This is a genomic window from Roseiarcus sp. (assembly GCF_052145395.1).
Classification (GTDB): Bacteria; Pseudomonadota; Alphaproteobacteria; order Rhizobiales; family Beijerinckiaceae; genus Roseiarcus.
The window spans coordinates 1-18,405 of sequence record NZ_JBKQOT010000481.1; the positions used below are offsets into that span (position 1 = coordinate 1).

An 18,405-nucleotide genomic window follows, 5' to 3' on the forward strand; every position below is an offset into this window, starting at 1 on the left:
ACCGGCGATCCGTCGCAAACCGATCTGTCCGATGGCCAGAGCCGAGCCCCTCAGCCGGTGCGCAAGGTCGGCCGTCGAGCCGGGGGAACGAGCAGCGCCGTCTTCGAGTTGCGTGGCGATCGAGAGCGACTGGATCCGAAACTGCAGGAGTAGCTCAATTTCCAGGCTCTTGTCGCCAAAGCACTGCCGGGACAGATGGGCGAGATCGAGCGGAGCGAGGTCGCGCGCCCCTCCGGAGGGCGCTTCCGCAGCGCCGGATTCCGTGTTCCGCGGGGTTTCCCGATTCCCGAGCATCGTCTCCTCGAGGCCGTCGACGCAGCCGCTCACGACGCCCGCTAACGTGCGCGGTTGCGCGAATCCCTAGCTGAACAGATTGAAAAGTCATGGTAAATGAACCGTTAACGACGTTTGAAGGAACGCCTGTCCGCGCGGTTTTCATAACTGAGTCCCGGCGTTAGACTGCGACGTGGTTAATGCGTGCGTTTCCGTCGGCTCTTGATGCCAAGCCGGAGGAGAGCGTTGGCGCGTCTGTCGGTCGCTTGCGATCGACGCCAATGAAGCGAGGCGGTCCAAATGGCAAAACACAACCCGGCGACGGACCCGGTTTCCGCGGCGATGTCCGCGATCGAAAGCGCCTTGAACCTGACGGACGACGAAACGTCCGCTCCCCCCGCCGAAGAAGCCGCCGCGCCACCCGCCTCGACCGACTCCGCAAAAGCGAGGGCGCCCAGTCCCATCCTCAAGCCCAGCGCGCCGGGGCCCGAGACGGCTCCGCTGCTTCGTCCCGGCCCAGCGCCTGTGGCTGACGCGGACGCTAAGCCGACGATCACCGCCAATCCTCCGGCCAACGACGACCGCGAATCGGTCGGAGCGATCCTGCAGGCGCTGAACAGGTCGCGGGTCAATCGCACCCCGTTCGTCATCGCGATCGTCGGCTCGCTGCTCTGGGTCGCTCTTTGCGGGCTTTACGCGTATCAGCATCTGTGGCCCACGATCGCATCCGCTCGGCTCGCCGACATGCTGTTCCGTCCCGAGACGGCGTTGCTCGCGCTCGCGATGCTGGGACCGATACTCTTCCTCTTCGCTTTCGCAGCGCTCGCGCGCCGGATGAGCGAATTGCGTCAATCCGCGCGGGCCATATCAGAGGTCGCGGTGCGCCTGGCCGAACCCGAGACGGTCGCTGGCGACCAGGTCGCGACCCTGTCGCAGGCGATCCGCCGAGAGCTCACGTCGATGGGCGACGGCGTCGAACGCGCCCTGGCGCGCGCCGCGGAGCTCGAAACCCGGGTGAAGGCCGAGGTTTCGACGCTCGAGCGATCCTATTCGGACAACGAGCGCAAAATCCGTTCGCTCATCGCTGAAATGGCGGATCAGCGCGAAGCGATCGTCGCCAGCGGCTCACGCGTGCGCGACACGATCGCCAACGCGCATACCAGCATTTCGGGCGACCTCGACGCTGCGGGCGAGCGCCTGAGCGAGCGGCTCAGCGAGGCGGGCCAGCGCCTTGCGGCGGCGCTCGGCGCAACGTCCGAGGAAGTCGCGCTTTCGATGGACCGCGCCGGTTCGAGCACGGTCGAGCGCATTTCCCTCGAGGGAACTCAAATCGCGGTCTCGATCGTGGGCGTCGGCGAAAGCCTCGCCGCTCGGCTCCGCGAAACCAGCCGCCAGACCGCCGACGACATCGTGGCTCGGGTCGAACAGGTCGACGGCCGCGTCAAGACGGCCGGCGAAGCCTTGCTGGCCGAGGTCGACGAGCGAGGCGCCAATCTCGTCGACCGCATCAACGCGTCGCAGACCGCGCTCGTCGATGCGCTCGGCGCGCACGGCGACCGTGTGACCGAACGGATCGCGGAAACGTCCGAACGGGCGCGTAGCGCGGTCAGCGGCTATGCGGAGGACATCGTCAGCCGCGTCGAGCAAAGCAGCGCGCGCGCGACGGAGGCCATTCAGACGCACGGAAATGCAACCGTGGATCTTCTGGTTGAGACTTCCGCCGCGATATCGGACACCCTCGGCGCGCGCTCCGACGAGATGGTCGACCGCCTGCGATCGAGCGGGACCGACGTCGTCGAGGCCATACGAGCGCACGGCGGCGGCGTGACGGCTCGCCTGGCGGAGGCGGCCGACGACGCGCGCGCTGCAGTCCAGGCGCACGCCGACGAAGTGGTCGGACGCATAACCGCCAGCAGCGCGGAAGCCGTGGACGCAATCGCGTCACACGGCGACCGCGTGGCGCAGCGATTGGTCGACACGGCGGCGACGGTGTCGAGCGCGACTGGCGCGCACGCCGACGAGGTGGCCGGCCGCCTCGCCGCGAGCGGCGGGGACGCCGTCGAGGCCATCCGGGCCATCGGCGACTCGGTCAGCGTCCAGCTCTCCGAGACCGCCGCGACGCTGGCGAACGCCGCAGGGGCTCACGCCGACTCGGTCGTCGGACGGATCAACGCCAGCAGCGCCGACGCGGTCCAAGCCTTGAAGGGAAGCGGCGACAGTGTTGTAGCACAGCTTGCCGAAACCTCGGCGCAACTCTCGTACGCCGCAGGCGCTCACGCCGAATCGGTCGTCGGGCGCATCAACACCAGCAGCGCCGACGCGGTCCACGCCTTGATGGGACGCGGCGACAACGTCGCCGTGCAGCTTGCCGAGGCCTCGGCGCAGCTCTCGCGCGCCGCGGGCGCCCATGCGTACGATGTCGTCAGCCGCATCACTGCCAGCGGGGCCGGCGCGGTCGACGCGCTCCAGGGCGTCGGCGATCGCGTGGCCGCGCAGCTTGCCGAAACCACCGCGAATCTGCAGGGCGCTTCCGGCGCCCATGCCGATACCATTGTCAGCCGCATCACCGCGACGAGTTCGGACGCGATCGAAGCCATTCGCGGCCATGGCGAAAGCGTCGCGACGCAATTCGCCGACGCCGCGGCCACGATGTCGAGCGCGGTCGTCGCCCGTGCGGACGAGGTTCTCGACCGGGTCGCGTCGAGCACGAACCGCGCCGTCGAAGCGATCAGGGAGCGGCAGGGCGAGCTTGCGACCCAGATGATCGAATCGTCGCTCGCCATGTCCGGCGCGTTCGGCGCGCACGCCGACGACGTGGTCGGACGCATCAACGCGACCAACGACCAGGTCCTCGACGCCATCCGTTCGCACAGCGAGTCCGTTGCGGAACGACTCGCCGACGCTGCGGATCGGGCGAGAGGCTCGTTCAGCGCCCATGCGGACGCCGCCATCGGGCGCCTCTACGCCAGCAACGAACAGGTTCTGGACGCCATACGCACGAACGGCGACGCCGCCGCCGAGAAGGTCGCCGAAGCGGCGGAACGCGCGAGCGGAGCCGTCGGCGCCCACGCCGACGCCCTGGTTGACCGGATCGACTCGAGCGGCGCGAACATCGTCGAAGCCTTGCAGTCGCACGGCGACTCGGTGGCCTCGCGGCTCGCGGAAGCGGCGGACGCCGTGCGGTCGCAGGGCGACGAAGTCGCAAGCCGAATGGCCGACGCGTCCTATCTGATGCGCGGCGCCATTGACGGTCACACGGACGAAATCGTTGGCCGCATCAATGCAAGGGGCCTGGAGACGGTCGAGGCGATTCGCGCTCAGAGCGAGTCGGCCGCCGGAAGACTGATCGAAGCCAGCGGCGCGCTGGTCCGCGATTTCGGCGACGCCGAAGCGCTGATCGATCGCGTCGACGCCACCCAATCCCGCCTGTCGGACGTCGTGCTCCTGCACGGCGCCGCGCTGGCCGTACGCCTGGACGGCGTTTCCGAGCGCCTTCACGACACCGTGGTCGTACAAGGCCAGGCCTTTGGCGACCGGCTCGACAGTTCGAGCGAGCGGTTCGCCACGCTGCTGCGCGAACGCGCCGAGGATACGACGGCGATCCTGGACGGCGCGGCGCAGCGTTGGGCGGAACGATTCGAATCGCAGGAAGCCCGGTTACGCGGCGCCATCGACAGCCAGAACGCGGCCATGGAGGCGCTGGTCGACGATTCCACGCAGCGTATCGTCGGCGCGATTTCTGTGCAGGGCGCCGCTACGCAATCTCAAATCGAGTCGGCCGCCACGACGTCGCTCGCCCGGTTCGATTCGGAAGCCTCGCAGGTCACCCGGCGCTTCGTCGAATTGGCGGGCGAGGCTGCCGCAACGGTCGCCGCAGGAGCAGGCGGTGTTCACGACGCGCTGAGCGGGCAAGTGACGGCGTTCGACACGATCGTCGGCGAGCACGGGCGACGGCTGGTCGAGGCGCTGTCCGAGCAGACAGGACGCATGCGGGAATATCTGGAGGCGCTCGACAATCTCGTTGGGGAGAATGGCCATAGCGTGGTCGATCGGATCGCGGCCCACTCGAACGAGTTGACCACCCACATCGCCAGCCACATCGAGACGATCGACTCTGTGATGCAGGCCCGCCGCGAGGACCTCGACAAACGCTTCGGCGCCCACCTCGAGGATCTCTCGTCGAGGTCCGCACAACGCCTCGGGCAGTTCGAGACGGTCTCGACGGCGCATTTCAACTCTGTCGATTCCGCTTTGGCGTCGCACGCCCAGCGCATCGAGGCCTCGCTGGGCGACGGCCTCGTGCGCTTCGAGGGCGCGATCGACGGGCGGGCCCGGGACCTCGTCGCACAGGTCGGCGACCGCTCAGACGCGCTGGCAAACGATCTCGCGGCCAAGCTCGGCGCGATCGAGGACATGCTGATCAGCCGCGGCGGCGCGATCGACGCGCAGCTCGGCCGCCGCAACGACGAGACGGCGGCGCTCTTCGAAGCGCGGCTCCAAAATCTGGACGAGCGCGCCACCACGAAGCTGCGGGAGGTTTCGGGTTCAATCGAAACCCTGCTCGACCGCATCGACGAGGGCCTCGCGCAACGCGGCCGAATCGTATCGGAGACGCTCGCGCGCAACACCCTGGAAACCGCACGGGCCATGGGAGAGGGCGGTCGCGAGCTGATCCTCGGCCTGGACGCCAAGTCCACCGAAATCGGCGAGACGCTGCAGAAGCGGGTGGCCGAGCTCACGGGAACCCTGTCGAGCGTCGCCGAGGATATCAATGTCAACCTGAGCGGCCGCGTCGAAGACGTGTCCCGCTCGCTCGGCGCCAGCGTCGAACGGTTCAGGGACCACGTCGTTACGCCGTTGCAGGACCTCGGGCAGCGATTCGACGCCGATCGTACGGAGCTCGAACGCCGCGTCGGCGAACACGCGGAGAAAGTGGCGGAACTGTTCGAGACCAACCGCTCGAGCCTCGGCGCGACCCTCGCCGGCCACCGGGACTCGATGGACGTCGTGTTCGACCGCCACGCAGCCGCGCTGGGCGAAGCCGCGCGACGGAGCGCGGAGGACCTCGACGCGCGGCTCACCGCGCTCGCCGAAGCTGTCGATCAAAGCGCCCGCGTCGCCGACGCCCGGCTTTCCGGCCTTGCGGAGGCTGCCGACCGCAGCGCCGGGGCGATCGATGTCCGTCTTGCGGCCCGTATCGAAGCGATGAACTCTTCGCTGGCCCGAACGGCGGCGGAAGCGGATTCGAACCTCGCCGCCCGGGGCGGCGAACTCGCGGCCTCGATTGGATCGCGCGTCGACGAACTGCACCGGGTCATCGACGTCAAGGGCGCCGAGCTGGTCACCGCGCTCGGGGAAAAGGGCGACGACGTCAGCGGCCTGATCGCGGCCGCCGGCTCGAGAGCGGTGCAGACCCTGGAGCGCGTCGCCCTCTCGCTCGCCGACCAAGGCCGGGACGTGTCGAACCAGGTCGCCGAGGCCGGCGAACGCGTGTCGCAGACGTTCGAGCGTCTCCAGGGCTCGGTCGCCGACAAGGGCCTGGTCGTGTCCAGTCAGATCGCGGACGCAGGCGAGCGCGCTCTCAGAACGCTCGACCGCATTTCCGAGGAGTTCGGCGACCGGGGATCGTCCGTCGCCGGCCAGATCGCCGACGCGGGGCAGCGCGCGGCGCGGTCGCTGGACCAGGTCGTCGAGGCGCTCGGCGGCCGCGGCCAGGATGTGTCGAACCTGATCGCCGGCGCCGGAGAGCGCGCGGCCGAGGCGCTCGACCAGGTCGTCGCGGCGCTCGACGGCCGCGGCCAGGATCTATCAAGCCAGATCGCCACCGCCGGCGAGCGCGCGGCCGAGGCGCTCGACCAGGTCGTCGCGGCGCTCGACGGCCGCGGCCAGGGTTTGTCGAGCCAGATCGTCATCGCCGGAGAACGCGCTGCGCGGTCGCTGGACCAGGTCGTCGAGGCGCTCGGCAGCCGCGGACAGGACGTGTCGAGCCAGATCGCCAGCGCCGGAGAGCGCGCGGCCGAGGCCCTCGACCAGGTCGTCGCCGTGCTCGACGGCCGCGGCCAAGGTTTGTCGAGCCAGATCGCGATCGCCGGCGAACGCGCTGTACGGTCGCTGGACCAGGTCGTCGAGGCGCTCGGCGGCCGCGGACAGGATGTGTCGAGCCAGATCGCCAGCGCCGGCGAACTCGCTGCGCGGTCGCTGGACCAGGTCGTCGAGGCGCTCGGCGGCAGAGGCCAGGATTTGTCGAGGCAGATCGCCAGCGCCGGAGAACGCGCGGCCGAAGCGCTCGATGAGGTCGTCGCGGCGCTCGGCGGCCGCGGACAGGACGTGTCGAGCCAGATCGCCAGCGCCGGAGAACGCGCTGCGCATTCGCTGGACCAGGTCGTCGCGACGCTCGGCGGCCGCGGTGAGGACGTATCGAGCCAGATCGCCCTCGCCGGAGAGCGCGCGGCCGAGTCGCTCGACCGGGTCCTCTCGGCGCTCGGCGATCGCGGCCAGGACGTGTCCGGCCAGATCGCCGAAGCCGGGGATCGCGCGATCCTCGCACTCGACCAGCAGATGGCTGGGCTGGCGGCGCTCCTGACGCGTCGCACGGACGACTTGATCACGGCGGTGAACGGCGCGGCCGCCGACCCGGTGCGCGCGCTCAGCGCGCTTGCCGGGCAAGTGCGGGCCGAGGTTCTCAATTCGAGCGAGACCCTCCGCAGCGCCGCCGAAGAGGCCGCGCAGCGATCGAGCGAGACGATCGAGGGGCTCTTGAAGCGGATGACCGAACAGGTCGAAGCGTCGAGCGCCTCGCTGACCGACTCCGTCGCGCTGAGCGCGGATCGGTCGGTCGGCGCGCTTGCAGGCGCGGGCGACAGGCTGCGTAATGAGCTGAGATTGGTGATCGACAATCTCGGCAAGACGAGTTCGGCCATCGACGAGACCGTGGCCGGCGCCGCAGAGCGCCTCTCCGGAGTCCAGAGTGGACTGGCGGCCCGGGTCGAGGAGTTCCAGCGCGCGTTGGGAGGCATCGCCTCCCAGGTCGCGACGCTCGGCCGCCTCAGCACGACCACCCAGGCCGACGCCAGCGCTCTCGCGCATCAGTTGTCCGAGCAAGCCGAAGCGCTGTCCCAAGCGGCGCAGGAGCTGTCGGCTCAACAGCACTCGATCGACCATGCGCTCGAGCATCGGCAGCAGAGCCTGCAAGGGCTGATCGGCGACCTGTCGCAGCGCAGCGCCGCGTTCGACGCGGTTCTGGAACGCTTCGCGTCGAACGTCGAGGAGAGTTTCGGCCGGGCGCAGGCGCGCGCGCAGGAGATCGGCGCGACGCTGAGTTCCGCGACGCGAGGCGCTTCGGTCGCGGTCGCCGGACAGTTCGAGTCGATCCGCGACCAGGCCGCCAAGGAGCGCGAGAAGACCGCGCAGAGCCTCCAGGCGGCCATCGACCAGACCAACGCCCATCTTTCGTCCGCGCTCGATCAGTCGGCCGAACGGTTCCGCCAATCGGTGGCGGAGGTGAAGGAGATGGCGAGCCAGGTCCAGCGCGAGCTCGATTCGACCCGGCAGGAGCTCAAGCGCGGGGTGCTCGAGCTCCCGAAGGAGACGAGCGAGACGGCGGAGGCGATGCGTCGCGTCGTCTCGGACCAGATCCGCGCGCTGAAGGAGCTTGCGGCGCTTGTCTCCGAGTCGGGCGTCGACTTCGACGTCGCCGAGCCGGCGCAAGCGGTTGCGGCTGCGGCTGCGCGGGCGCGCGTCCACCAGCCGGTCGCGCGCGCCGCCGAGGCGCCGCGCCGGACCGAAGCGCCCGCGCCGCGCACGACCGTCGTGGCGAAGGCCGCGGAACCTGCGCCGCCGCCTGTGGTCGAGCCGGTGATCCTGCCGCCCGAACCGGTCGCCGGTTCCGAAAAGCCCGCCTTCCGTTTCGACACCAGCCCGTCGTGGCCGGCGCCGCATCCTGTGCAGTCGGCGCCGCATCCCGTGCAGCCGGCGCCGCATCCCCTGCCGCCGACCCCGTCGACCGACAGATCGCAGTCCGGTTGGCTGTCGAATCTGCTCGCCGCAGCGTCGCGCGAGGAGCCCAACACCCCGGCGCCGCAAGCGCCCGAGTCACTCGAAGCCCTGACGCAGAGCATCGCCAGCCTCGTCGATAGCGCCGCTGCAGCCGAAACCTGGGATCGCTGGCGTCGCGGCGACCCCTCCGCCGTCTCACGCCGGCTCTACACCGAGGCCGGACAGCAGGCGTTCGACGAAATCCAGCGCCGCTACAAGACCGAACCGCAGTTCCGCGAGACGGTCACGCGCTACGTGCAGGAGTTCGAGCGCCTGCTGGCGAAGGTCGAACAGAACGACCGCGACGGGTCGCAGTGGCGCGCCTATCTGCTGTCGAACACCGGAAAGGTCTACACGCTGCTCGCCCATGCCTCCGGCCGGCTCGGCTGAAGCTCTTTTAGCGAAACAAATGGGGATCGAATCGCGCGGCGCCCTCATCCGGCCCTTTGGCCACCTTCCCTCGGAGGGGGAAGGGATCGGCGGCGCCCGCCCGCCCCTCTCCCACAGGGAGAGGGAAGCGGCCGCAGGCCGCCGGGTGAGGCTACGCCGGCGCGAGCTTGCGTTATCTTGCTCTCAAGCTCGCAGCGCCCCTGCCGGTCCCGTCAGCGGTACGTATCCTTGTAGGTCTCGCGCAAAAGCGCCTTCTGCACCTTGCCCATGCTGTTGCGCGGCAGCGCGTCGACGAAGAACACCCGCTTCGGCGCCTTGAATTTCGCCAGCCGGCCGTCGAGCGCGGAAAGCACGGCCGCCTCGGTCACCGTCGCGCCGGGACGCGTGACCACCACCGCCGTCACCCCCTCGCCGAAGTCGGGATGGGCAAGGCCGATCACCGCGCTCTCCAGCACCCCGTCGATCGCGTCGATCTCGCCCTCCACTTCCTTGGGGTAGACGTTGAACCCGCCGGAGATGACGAGGTCCTTGGCGCGGCCGACGATGTGAATGTAGCCGTCGGCGTCGATCCGCCCCAGGTCTCCGGTGATTAAGAAGCCGTCGGGGCGGAATTCCTGCGCCGTCTTCTCCGGCATGCGCCAGTAGCCGCGAAAGACGTTCGGCCCCTTGACCTCGATGACGCCGATCTCGCCGGCGGGGACAGGCGCGCCGGTCTCCGCCTCAGAAATCCGGACGCTGACGCCGGGAAGCGGAAAGCCGACCGTCCCCGCCCGGCGCTCCCCGTCATAGGGGTTCGACGTGATCATGTTGGTCTCGGTCATCCCGTAGCGCTCGAGGATAGCGAAGCCGGTCCGCTCGCGCCACGCCGCGTGCGTCTCGGCGAGCAGCGGCGCCGAACCGGAGATGAAGAGCCGCATGCCCGCGCAGGCCTCCCGCGTCAGGCCCGGATGATCGAGGAGCCGCGTGTAGAAGGTCGGCACGCCCATCAGCGACGTTGCGCCATGCATGGCGGCGATCACGGCGTCCGGGTCGAATCGGTTCTGGTAGATCATCGTGGCGCCGGCGAGAAGCGCCACGTTGATCGCGACGAAGAGCCCGTGGGTATGGAAGACGGGCAGCGCGTGGATCAGCCGGTCCGCGGCGCCGAACCGCCAAAAGTCGACCAGCGTCAGCGCATTCGACGACAGATTCTCATGCGTCAGCATCGCCCCCTTGGAGCGGCCCGTTGTCCCAGAGGTGTAGAGGATCGCCGCAAGGTCGTCGGCGGCGCGCGGAACCGTCTCGAATTCCGGAGGCTCTGCCGCGATCCGCTCGGCGAAGGTCCCATCATGGGCGACGCCGAGGCTCTCGGCCGCCGCGAGGCCGAGCCGATGGGTCAGCGTCCGCACGGCGGCGAGCGACGCGGGCCGGCAAACGGTGAGCGCCGGCTGGGCGTCGCTCAAGTAATACTCGAGTTCGGCGAGCGTGTAGGCGGTGTTGAGCGGCAGCAACGCCGCGCCGGCGCGCAGGCACGCGAGCGCCAGCACGATCACGTCGGTCGACTTGTCGACCTGGGCGGCGACGCGATCGCCGGGCTCGACGCCGAGGCTCACGAGCGCGTTCGCAGCCCGCGCCGACCGCTCGAACAAGGCGGCGTAGGTCAGGGCCGTCGGGTCGGATGTCTCGAGCGCCATCTGGCGGGGCTCGCCCGCGCGCGCGACAATGAGGTCGAACAGGTTTGCTGAAACGTGCGGCACGGCGTCCTCGATGTTCGGCCCCCGGGCAGAATCCCGGGACCGCCTGTCCGGGCAATTTATCTCACCTCAAGCAGAGGCGCGATTGGTTCCCGCTCTATCGGAGCGGCGGCGTATCGCCGCCCACGGAGCGCGAGACGCGCACCCTCCGATCGACCACAAAGGTCCATTCTCCTTGTCAAACCCGGTCGCGGGCGCGTAAGTCGGCGCAATGGCGGACGAGGCGAGGGGCATGGCGACAACGGAGAAAGCGCTGCGGGAGGCGATCGTCGTCACGGCGGGACGGATCGCCGACGCCGGGTTCGGCGGCGCGTCGAGCGGCGACATTTCGACCCGCTTTGCGGACACGATCCTGATCACGCCGAGCGGCGCGCCCTATCGCGCCCTTCGCCCGTCGATGCTGGCGCTGATGCCGCTCGCCGGCGAATACGGGGCCTGGAAGGGACCGTCGAAGCCCGCCAGCGAATGGCGGATTCATCTCGACATCGCGCGCGCCCGTCCGGACGTCGGCGCCGTCGTGCGATTCCAGTCGCCCTACGCTACCGCGCTCGCGATGGCGCACAAGGCGATCCCGGCCGCCCATCCGATGATCGCGCTCTTCGGCGCGGCCGAGATCAAATGCGCCAAATACGCGCCGATGGGCTCGAAGGACCTGGCCGAGCTGGCGCTCGAGGCGCTCGGGGCCGGCCATGCCGCGCTGCTCGGCAATTACGGCGCGCTCACGACCGGCGGCACGCTGCACGCCGCCCTCGCTCGCGCCTTCGAACTCGAGATTCTCGCCCGGCTCACTGCGATTGCGCTCACGGTCGGACGGCCGCGGGTGCTGTCGGACCAGGAGGCGTTCCGCATCGGCGAGCGTCTAAAAACCTCGGGGGCCGACATCGAGGCGCGGGTGGAGGCGCTGGCCGCCGAATTTGCCTCGCCCGCCAAGGCGAAGCCGAAGAGCAAGGGCGCAGCGCGCGCCCCCGCCAAGGGGAAGCGCGTCGCGCGGAAGCGCAAGGCGTGAGGCTCTTGAGCCATATCTCGCAGTACGGAGCGGTAGCCGAGACCGAGCTTAGGATTTGATTTGATCGACCTCACCACATCCAAAGGAGGATCGACCATCGCCTGCCCGGGGGATACCGCTCTTTTTAGATGCCCTATCTGTTTGTGGTCATACACGTTGCGCCGCGCCACGAACTGCGTCGAGTCGCTGCACGACGCCACTACTTATAGGCGCTAAGAGTTCGGCCTCCACATACGATACGACTACGGATGGACGTTATCCCAAGTAACTGTTTTTATTAATATGACACTCGTGTATGTCGTACCAGGAACTCTAGTTGGATCTTGATCTGGTAAATCAAACTGGCTTGCCGTTATATTGGCATCTGGAAGAAGGTGGAATTCAACACCAGAGTATCGCGCATTGTTGTGGATCGCATCCGCTATATGTCCTCAAATAGTTTGTGATACCCCGGCAGTGTCCAAGAGACCCAACCAGGTTTGCCATCTGGAGTTTTTTGTTGGATGAGTAAGAAGTAATGGTCTACCACTAAGAGTGGTATATGAACTGACGCCGCCGGTACCCAAAGCTCGAAAAATCGGCTCATAGGTTCTTGGCGCCCCTTGGAAAGTTGCCCAATGCGCAGCAAACGCTGCGTGGGCCAGCCTACACATTTCAATTGTATCAGGTGTATTAAACAACATACCCATCGCGCCCTCCTGCCTTTATATGTAGCGCTTACCCGCGGGCTTGTTCAACTTCCCGCATGGTCTCGTAACGTTCGCGATATTTCTTCCAGACTGCGGCCAATTGCGCCAGGCCGCGGCGGACATAGCGGCGCGCGACCTCGTCTCCGAACACGACCGGCAAGCCAGTCTCTTCGGCCCATTCGTTGGCGCGCTCTTCGCTGCTGATGGTCGTGTAGAACTCGTGGTGCGGCGGGCCGCCGAGATGGTGGCCAGTCTCGTGCGCGAGCGCAAAGGCGATGCCCTCGACACCGACCTCACGGTGGCGGCCGAGGCCGCCGTAGAGGCGGACCGAGCGGCCCTTCTCGCCGATGTACGCCTGGGCGTTCATCAGGCGCGTTTCCCAGTAGATGTCGTAGGAGATCGTCGGAAAGCAGGCGCGAAAACGTGCAAGCAGAAGGCTTGCGCGCCGCAACGGCCAAGGCGCCTCGACCGGCCAGACGGCCTCCTTGGCAATGATGACGTCAAAGATCGGCATTCGCGTCGTACCCAGCGCGAGACCATCTTCCCAATAGTCTGAACAATAGACTTGGAAAAACAAAACCTTGAACATTGAAAAGCTAGCATCCGCCGAACGGACCCGCAATGGACTTTCCCAGCCGCGATGCGAATTTTCTAAGGTCCTCAATTCCTCAGGCGAGCAGGGCCAGCGCCTCTTCGCTGCGGCGCCTGAGCGCATCGAGCCCCTGCGCCTCGGCGGCGCGACAGGCGCGCTCGAAACAGGCGCGCGCCTTAGCTGGCCGCCGGCGCAGCCGCCAGAGCTGACCGCGGTTGAAGTCGATTCTGGCGAAGGCCACGCCCTCGGCGTCAAATTGCGGATGCGAGGCGGTCGCCTCGATGAGCGCGCTCGCCCGGCGGGCGCCCCGCAGCCGCGCCGCCACGAGGGTCGGCAGGTTTCGGAGGATGACCCCAAGTGGAGGCCGCTGGCCTCCGTTCAGGATCCGGATGTAGATTTCCGCGAGCAGAAGGCGGAAAAATCCGGCGGCCGTCCGGTCGCCGGCCGCCTCGCGCGCAGCGATCGACTGCTTGATGACGCGCACACCTTCGGAAATGCGCCCGGTCTCGATTAGCGCGACGCCGCGCGGACCGTCGAGAATATTGTAAAGCGTTCCCAGCCGCTCAAACTCGAGGTTGAGCGCTTCGATCCGCGGCAGCGCTTCGCGCCCGCGGCCCGACAGGATGGCGGCGACCGTCTTGATGTTCTCGCCCTGGAGCCGGTCGAGCGGGGCGACGGCGAGGCGCAGACATTCGTCGGCATAGGCGATCGCTTCGCCGGGAGAGTCCGCGACAACGTTGATCCAGCCGAGAATCCAGTTGGCGAAGCTGATCGCGCGCGGGTCGCCGGTGGCCTCGCCCGAGGCGATCTGCTGGATCGCCAACGCCCGCGCCTCCTTGAGGAGCCCACGATAGAGGCAATCCCAGACCACGAAGAAATAGGCGGAATTCCGTAAAAAGTTGTCGTTGAGGCTGAGGCAGCTCTCCATGACGTCCTTCCGGCGTCGTTCGGCCTCCTCACGCGTGTCGAGCCCGAGGCGCGTCCGGCAATGCAGCAACCCGGCCTGTGCGAATGCGAGCGCCCGCGGGTCGCCGATTTTTTCGGCGACAGCGAGGGCGTCCGTCATCAGCTCAAGGCCGGCGCGAAGTTCATAGCGCTGCACGAGAGAAAGCGTCTGATAGTAATAGGCGACGACGAGCTCAGGCGTTTCGCCCGCCGCTTTCACGACCGGCATGTAGGTCTCGGCGATTCGTCCGGCTTCCCGATAGTCGCTCTTCAGCATCATCGTCTCGAGCAGGCCGACGACGATGGACGCGCCCTCGCGCGGGGCGACGCTGGCGAGGCCGCTCTCCAGAATCGTCAACGCCTTCCGGAAGCCGCTTTCCGCTTCCGGGATCGCATAGACATTCAGGCTCTTGCGCGCGGCCATGACGAGGTAACGGAACGCCTTCGGCGCATCCTCGGCGGCGGCGAAGTGCTGCGCCAACGACTCGGCCCGCTCGAGCAGCGAATTGCTGCTCCGCCGCTCGAGCTCTTCGGCGACTTTCCGGTGCAATGCGACCCGCTGCGCGCTGAGCAGCCCGTCATAGATCGCGTCGCGCAGGAGGATGTGCTTGAAGACGTAGACGCCCGAGGCCTCGTCGCGATGAATGAAATCCTGCGCCTCGAGGTCGGCGAAATAGGCGTCGAGACGATCGCCGCCGTCGGTCAGGGCGAGCACGACATGCGGGTCGAACCTGCGCCCGATCACCGCGGCGGTCTGGAGGAGACGGCGCGCCTCCTGCGGCAACTGATCGACGCGCGCGGCGAGAATCGATTGAACGCTCTGAGGCAGCGCCACGCCGACCGCCTCGGCGTCGAACTCGACCACGTTCCCGCGGAAGGAGACGATGCGCCTCTCCATGAGAAACGCCACGATTTCCTCGGCGAACAGGGCGTTTCCTTCGGCCTTTTCCGCAATCAGCGCGTAGAGGGCGTCAGGAAGGCGCTCGACCCCGAGCCTCGCCTGAGCAATCCGGGAGGTCTCGCGATCCGAAAGCGGATCCAGCGCGATCTCGACCACCCGGGCCTTGCCGAGCCACGGCGGCGAATAGATCGGCCGTCGCGTCAAAAGCAGCAGCAGCGGGACCGAGGTCTCGGTCGCGATGACGCTCGCGAGCAATTGCTCCGAGGCGCTGTCGATCCAGTGGGTGTCTTCGATGGCGAGGACGAGCGGCGCGAGTCTCGCGCGCGCGTGAATGATCCTGCGCAAGACCTCGCGGGTTCGGAGTCCGATCAAAACTCCGTCCAGCCCCGCCAGGGCGCTATTTGAGGGCTCGTGGCCAAAGAGGTTGAGGAGAAGCCCGCAGTTTTCGTCCGTCCGGAGACTGAGCGCCCGCAGGCCTTCGTCGACCTTATTCTCGATCGTCGCGCGATTGTCGCCGCGCGCGATGCGCAACAGGCCGCGCGCGACGTCGATGAAGGCGCGGAAGGCCGTCTCGCGGCCCTCGGACGTACACCCCCCGGTCAAGACGAGCGCCCGATATTTGTCCGCGCGCTCACGGAATTCATGCAGCAGCCGCGACTTCCCGATGCCGGGCTCGCCGGCGATGTCAAACGCGCGAACGCCGCCGCCGATTTCGCGAAGGGCTTTTTCGAGTCCGCCGAGTTCTCGTTCGCGTCCGACAAACGTCGTCAGCCCATGAGTGCGCGAGGCGTCGAATCGCGATGCGTCGCTCCGAACGGCCTTGAGCCGATAGACCTTTTCGGTTGCGCTGCGCCCCTTGATCGGATGGTCTCCGACAAACTCGACCTCGACCAATCCCTCGACGAGACGAGCCGCGTGCTCGCTGAGAAGGACCGTTCCGGGCGCCGCCAGCCCCTGCACGCGGGAGGCGAGGTTCACCGTGTCGCCGAGGACCGCGAGACCGGCCGCGCCGCCCGCCTGCAAATGGCCGAACACAGCCGGCCCCGCGTTGATCCCGATCCGCACGTCGCCGCGAAAACCGAATTTCTGCTCGATCTCGGCCCATTCGCCCTCGAGGTTCTCGAGGATGGCGAGAGCCGCCCGGCACGCCCGGAGCGGCGCGTCCTCCTGCGCGACCGGCACGCCGAACACCACCATCACCCCATCGCCGGCGATGTCCTTGATCCGGGCGCCCTCGGCCTGAACCACCGCTTCGACCACGCGCGACAGTCTTTGGATCAGGCCGAACGCAGCCTCTTCGCCGAAGCGCTCAGAAAACGTTGTGAAGCCGACCATGTCCGCGAAGAGAACGACAACCTGACGGCGCTCTGCTTCCAAGGCCCGGCTCTCCGGCGCTGACGCGCTCAAAATTCCAACGATCGTCGAGAATGGCAAGGCCCCCTATCGGGCGCCCTGGGACACGATTCATAAGGTCATTGCACAAAAGACTCTGGAGACTAGCACAACATTGGAAGAAAGGCGCAATTTCGGTTGTGCGTCTCGCAACCCTTATGCCACCGTGGCCGCCTCCGGTCGCTCTCGGCGATTGCCTCTGCGTCTGGTCGGCGACGGCGCCCCCCCCGCAGGACCCTGCGAAGGACGGCTGGAGGTTAACTCTGTCTCGATTTGTTAACCGGAGCGGCGGGTGAAATATTTTCCGAAAAAGAGAAAGTATGATATGTTTAATTCTCCTGTTTGAGATTTGGCTGCATTGAGCGGGCGGTGCGGCCGCTGCAAGGCGTGTTGAACGTATTTATTGTGTTCTATGCCACGCGCTCAGATGAATTTGTGACAGGTTTGTGCGCTTATGTCCTTGATATGATGGAGTCACTGCCAGAATTGCGCGAGCATCGGCCAGCGCGTCGTTGAGGCTCTCCGATCCGCGCGAAGCGCATTGTAGGGCGCGATCGTTGACCGCGCCGCGGCGGGGTCAGCGACCCTGCCCGACAGGAGCGCCGGCCACGGCCGGGGAGGCGCCGACGCCCGGAAAATCCGCCGCAACCCCTTGGAATGGCTCGATTCGGGATTGGTAATGGTTGCGGGCTTCCGCCCCGCGGCTGCAGGCCAAGCCGTCATGGCGCGCCGCCGGATTGGTGGACGTCATCCCCCGTCAGCCCGCCCTGCCCGCCGTCTCCGCGAACCGCCGCTTCACCCGCTCGACCTGGTCGGGCGCGACGCGGACGGTGAGGCGCAGGCCGTCGTGCTCGTCCGAGCGGCTCATCACTTCGGCGTGCTCGTAGAGCCAGTGCAGGCCCTGCCCGTCGGCGGGATCCAGCGTCAGCTCGATCAGCGAGCGGCCGCGCGCCAGGCGCTCCTCGATGGCGGCGATGAGCCGGTCGATCCCCTCGCCGGTCAGCGCCGAGACGGCGAGCGGGGTGGCGTTTCGCGTGGCCTGCGTCTCGGCCAGTCCGGCGCGCGCCTCCGCGTCGAGCCGGTCGAGCTTGTTTAGCACCTCGATCACGCGGTCGGCGCGGTCGGCGACGCCAAGCTCGGTGAGGATCGTTTCGACGTCCTGGCTCTGCGCCTCGCTGTCGGCATGAGAAATGTCGCGCACATGCACGATCGCGTCGGCCGCACGGACCTCTTCCAGCGTCGCCCGGAACGCCGAGATCAGCATGGTCGGCAGGTCGGAGATGAAGCCGACCGTGTCGGACAAGATCGCGGAGCCGCCGTGCGGCAGCTTGATCAGCCGCATGGTCGGATCGAGGGTGGCGAACAGCATGTCGGCCGCCATCACCTCGGCGCGCGTCAGGCGGTTGAACAGGGTCGACTTGCCGGCGTTGGTGTAGCCGACCAGCGCGACGATCGGATAGGGCACGTCGGCCCGGCTCGCCCGGTGAAGCGCGCGGGTGCGCTTGATGCTGTCGAGTTCGCGCTCGATCCGCACCATGCGCTCCGAGATGAGCCGCCGGTCGGTCTCGATCTGGGTTTCGCCCGGTCCGCCGAGGAAGCCGAAGCCGCCGCGCTGGCGCTCGAGGTGGGTCCACGAGCGCACGAGCCGCGACTTCTGGTAGGCGAGATGGGCGAGTTCGACCTGCAGCGCGCCCTCGGCGGTGCGGGCGCGCCGGCCGAAGATTTCCAGAATGAGCCCGGTGCGGTCGATCACCTTGCAGCCGAACGCCCGTTCGAGATTGCGCTGCTGCACGGGAGAGAGCGCGCAGTCCATCACGACGAGGTCGATCGAGTCGGCCTTCGTTTCCGCGGCGATCGATTCGACCTTGCCCTTGCCGAGATAGGTCGCCGGCCGGATGGCGGCGAGCGACACGGTTTCGGCGCCGACGACGTCGAGGACGATGGCGCGCGCGAGCCCGACCGCCTCCTCGCGGCGCGCGTCGGGGCTTCTCAGCGCCGCCGATTCGCCGGCAGGGGCGCGTGACAGATACGGGCAAACGACGTGCGTCCGCGTCCCCGAGGCGACGGCGCGCTCGCGATTGTCGAGGGCGCTGCGGGATTCCGCGGCGGTCAGCTCAGTGGGCGTCGGATCCCTCCTCCACCGCCTCGAACATGGTGATCGGGCTGGCGGGCATGATGGTGGAGATCGCGTGCTTGTAAACGAGCTGGGAATGGCCGTCCCGCCGCAACAGGACGCAGAAGTTGTCGAACCAGGTGACGAACCCCTGCAACTTCACCCCGTTGACCAGAAAAATCGTCACTGAAGTTTTCGACTTGCGGACATGATTGAGAAACGTGTCCTGGAGGTTTTGCGCCTTCTCTGTTGGCATTTTGTCTTTTCCATTTTACCGGGCCCTTGCCCAGCCCTGTCTTGCACCGCCATGCGCGCCATTCTGTGGCGCACGCCCAAC

8 protein-coding genes are annotated in these 18,405 nt (G+C 67.5%); 2 read left to right on the plus strand and 6 right to left on the minus strand.

Annotation, left to right across the window (positions count from 1 at the left end; translation table 11 throughout):
• Positions 1-327 (minus strand): hypothetical protein (locus ACLP25_RS16360; RefSeq protein WP_442470243.1); only part of this gene is annotated, 327 nt, incomplete at its 3' end.
• 246 nt (positions 328-573) lie between these two features.
• On the opposite strand from ACLP25_RS16360, the gene ACLP25_RS16365 reads away from it, so the two are divergent.
• Positions 574-8,697: a hypothetical protein gene (locus tag ACLP25_RS16365; protein WP_442470244.1), complete on the plus strand. Its 8,124-nt coding sequence runs from the start codon at positions 574-576 to the stop codon at positions 8,695-8,697.
• Positions 8,698-8,909: 212 nt separating this feature from the next.
• Here the strand turns inward: ACLP25_RS16365 and ACLP25_RS16370 are convergent, their stop codons facing one another.
• The gene (locus tag ACLP25_RS16370) at positions 8,910-10,433 is read right to left on the minus strand and encodes a malonate--CoA ligase (protein ID WP_442470245.1); all 1,524 of its coding nucleotides are present in this window, start codon (positions 10,431-10,433) and stop codon (positions 8,910-8,912) included.
• A gap of 229 nt (positions 10,434-10,662) precedes the next feature.
• Here ACLP25_RS16370 and ACLP25_RS16375 point away from each other — a divergent pair, with 229 nt between their 5' ends.
• A complete protein-coding gene (locus tag ACLP25_RS16375; RefSeq protein WP_442470246.1) occupies positions 10,663-11,436 on the plus strand; it encodes a class II aldolase/adducin family protein in 774 nt (257 codons plus the stop codon).
• Between the two features lie 717 nt (positions 11,437-12,153).
• Here the strand turns inward: ACLP25_RS16375 and ACLP25_RS16380 are convergent.
• The 4 genes from ACLP25_RS16380 to hfq all read right to left on the minus strand — a co-directional run bounded on the left by ACLP25_RS16380 (position 12,154) and on the right by hfq (position 18,324).
• Positions 12,154-12,639 carry a hypothetical protein gene (locus tag ACLP25_RS16380; RefSeq protein ID WP_442470247.1) on the minus strand — a complete coding sequence of 162 codons (486 nt, stop codon included), beginning with the start codon at positions 12,637-12,639 and terminating at the stop codon, positions 12,154-12,156.
• A gap of 154 nt (positions 12,640-12,793) precedes the next feature.
• On the minus strand, positions 12,794-15,940 hold the full coding sequence (locus ACLP25_RS16385; RefSeq protein WP_442470248.1) for an ATP-binding protein: 3,147 nt from the start codon (positions 15,938-15,940) through the stop codon (positions 12,794-12,796).
• 772 nt (positions 15,941-16,712) lie between these two features.
• Positions 16,713-18,068 carry a GTPase HflX gene (hflX, locus tag ACLP25_RS16390; RefSeq protein ID WP_442470249.1) on the minus strand — a complete coding sequence of 452 codons (1,356 nt, stop codon included), beginning with the start codon at positions 18,066-18,068 and terminating at the stop codon, positions 16,713-16,715.
• Between the two features lies 1 nt (position 18,069).
• Positions 18,070-18,324 (minus strand): RNA chaperone Hfq, encoded by a 255-nt coding sequence (gene hfq / locus ACLP25_RS16395; protein WP_113889694.1) that lies wholly within the window; start codon positions 18,322-18,324, stop codon positions 18,070-18,072.
• Positions 18,325-18,405: the final 81 nt, after the last annotated feature.

What these genes read in the sequence shown, in the direction of transcription:
- ACLP25_RS16380 (WP_442470247.1), bottom strand. Translation starts at nt 12,639, where the DNA reads ATGCCGATCTTTGACGTCATCATTGCCAAGGAGGCCGTCTGGCCGGTC.
- ACLP25_RS16375 (WP_442470246.1), top strand. Translation starts at nt 10,663, where the DNA reads ATGGCGACAACGGAGAAAGCGCTGCGGGAGGCGATCGTCGTCACGGCG.
- ACLP25_RS16365 (WP_442470244.1), top strand. Translation starts at nt 574, where the DNA reads ATGGCAAAACACAACCCGGCGACGGACCCGGTTTCCGCGGCGATGTCC.
- hfq (WP_113889694.1), bottom strand. Translation starts at nt 18,324, where the DNA reads ATGCCAACAGAGAAGGCGCAAAACCTCCAGGACACGTTTCTCAATCAT.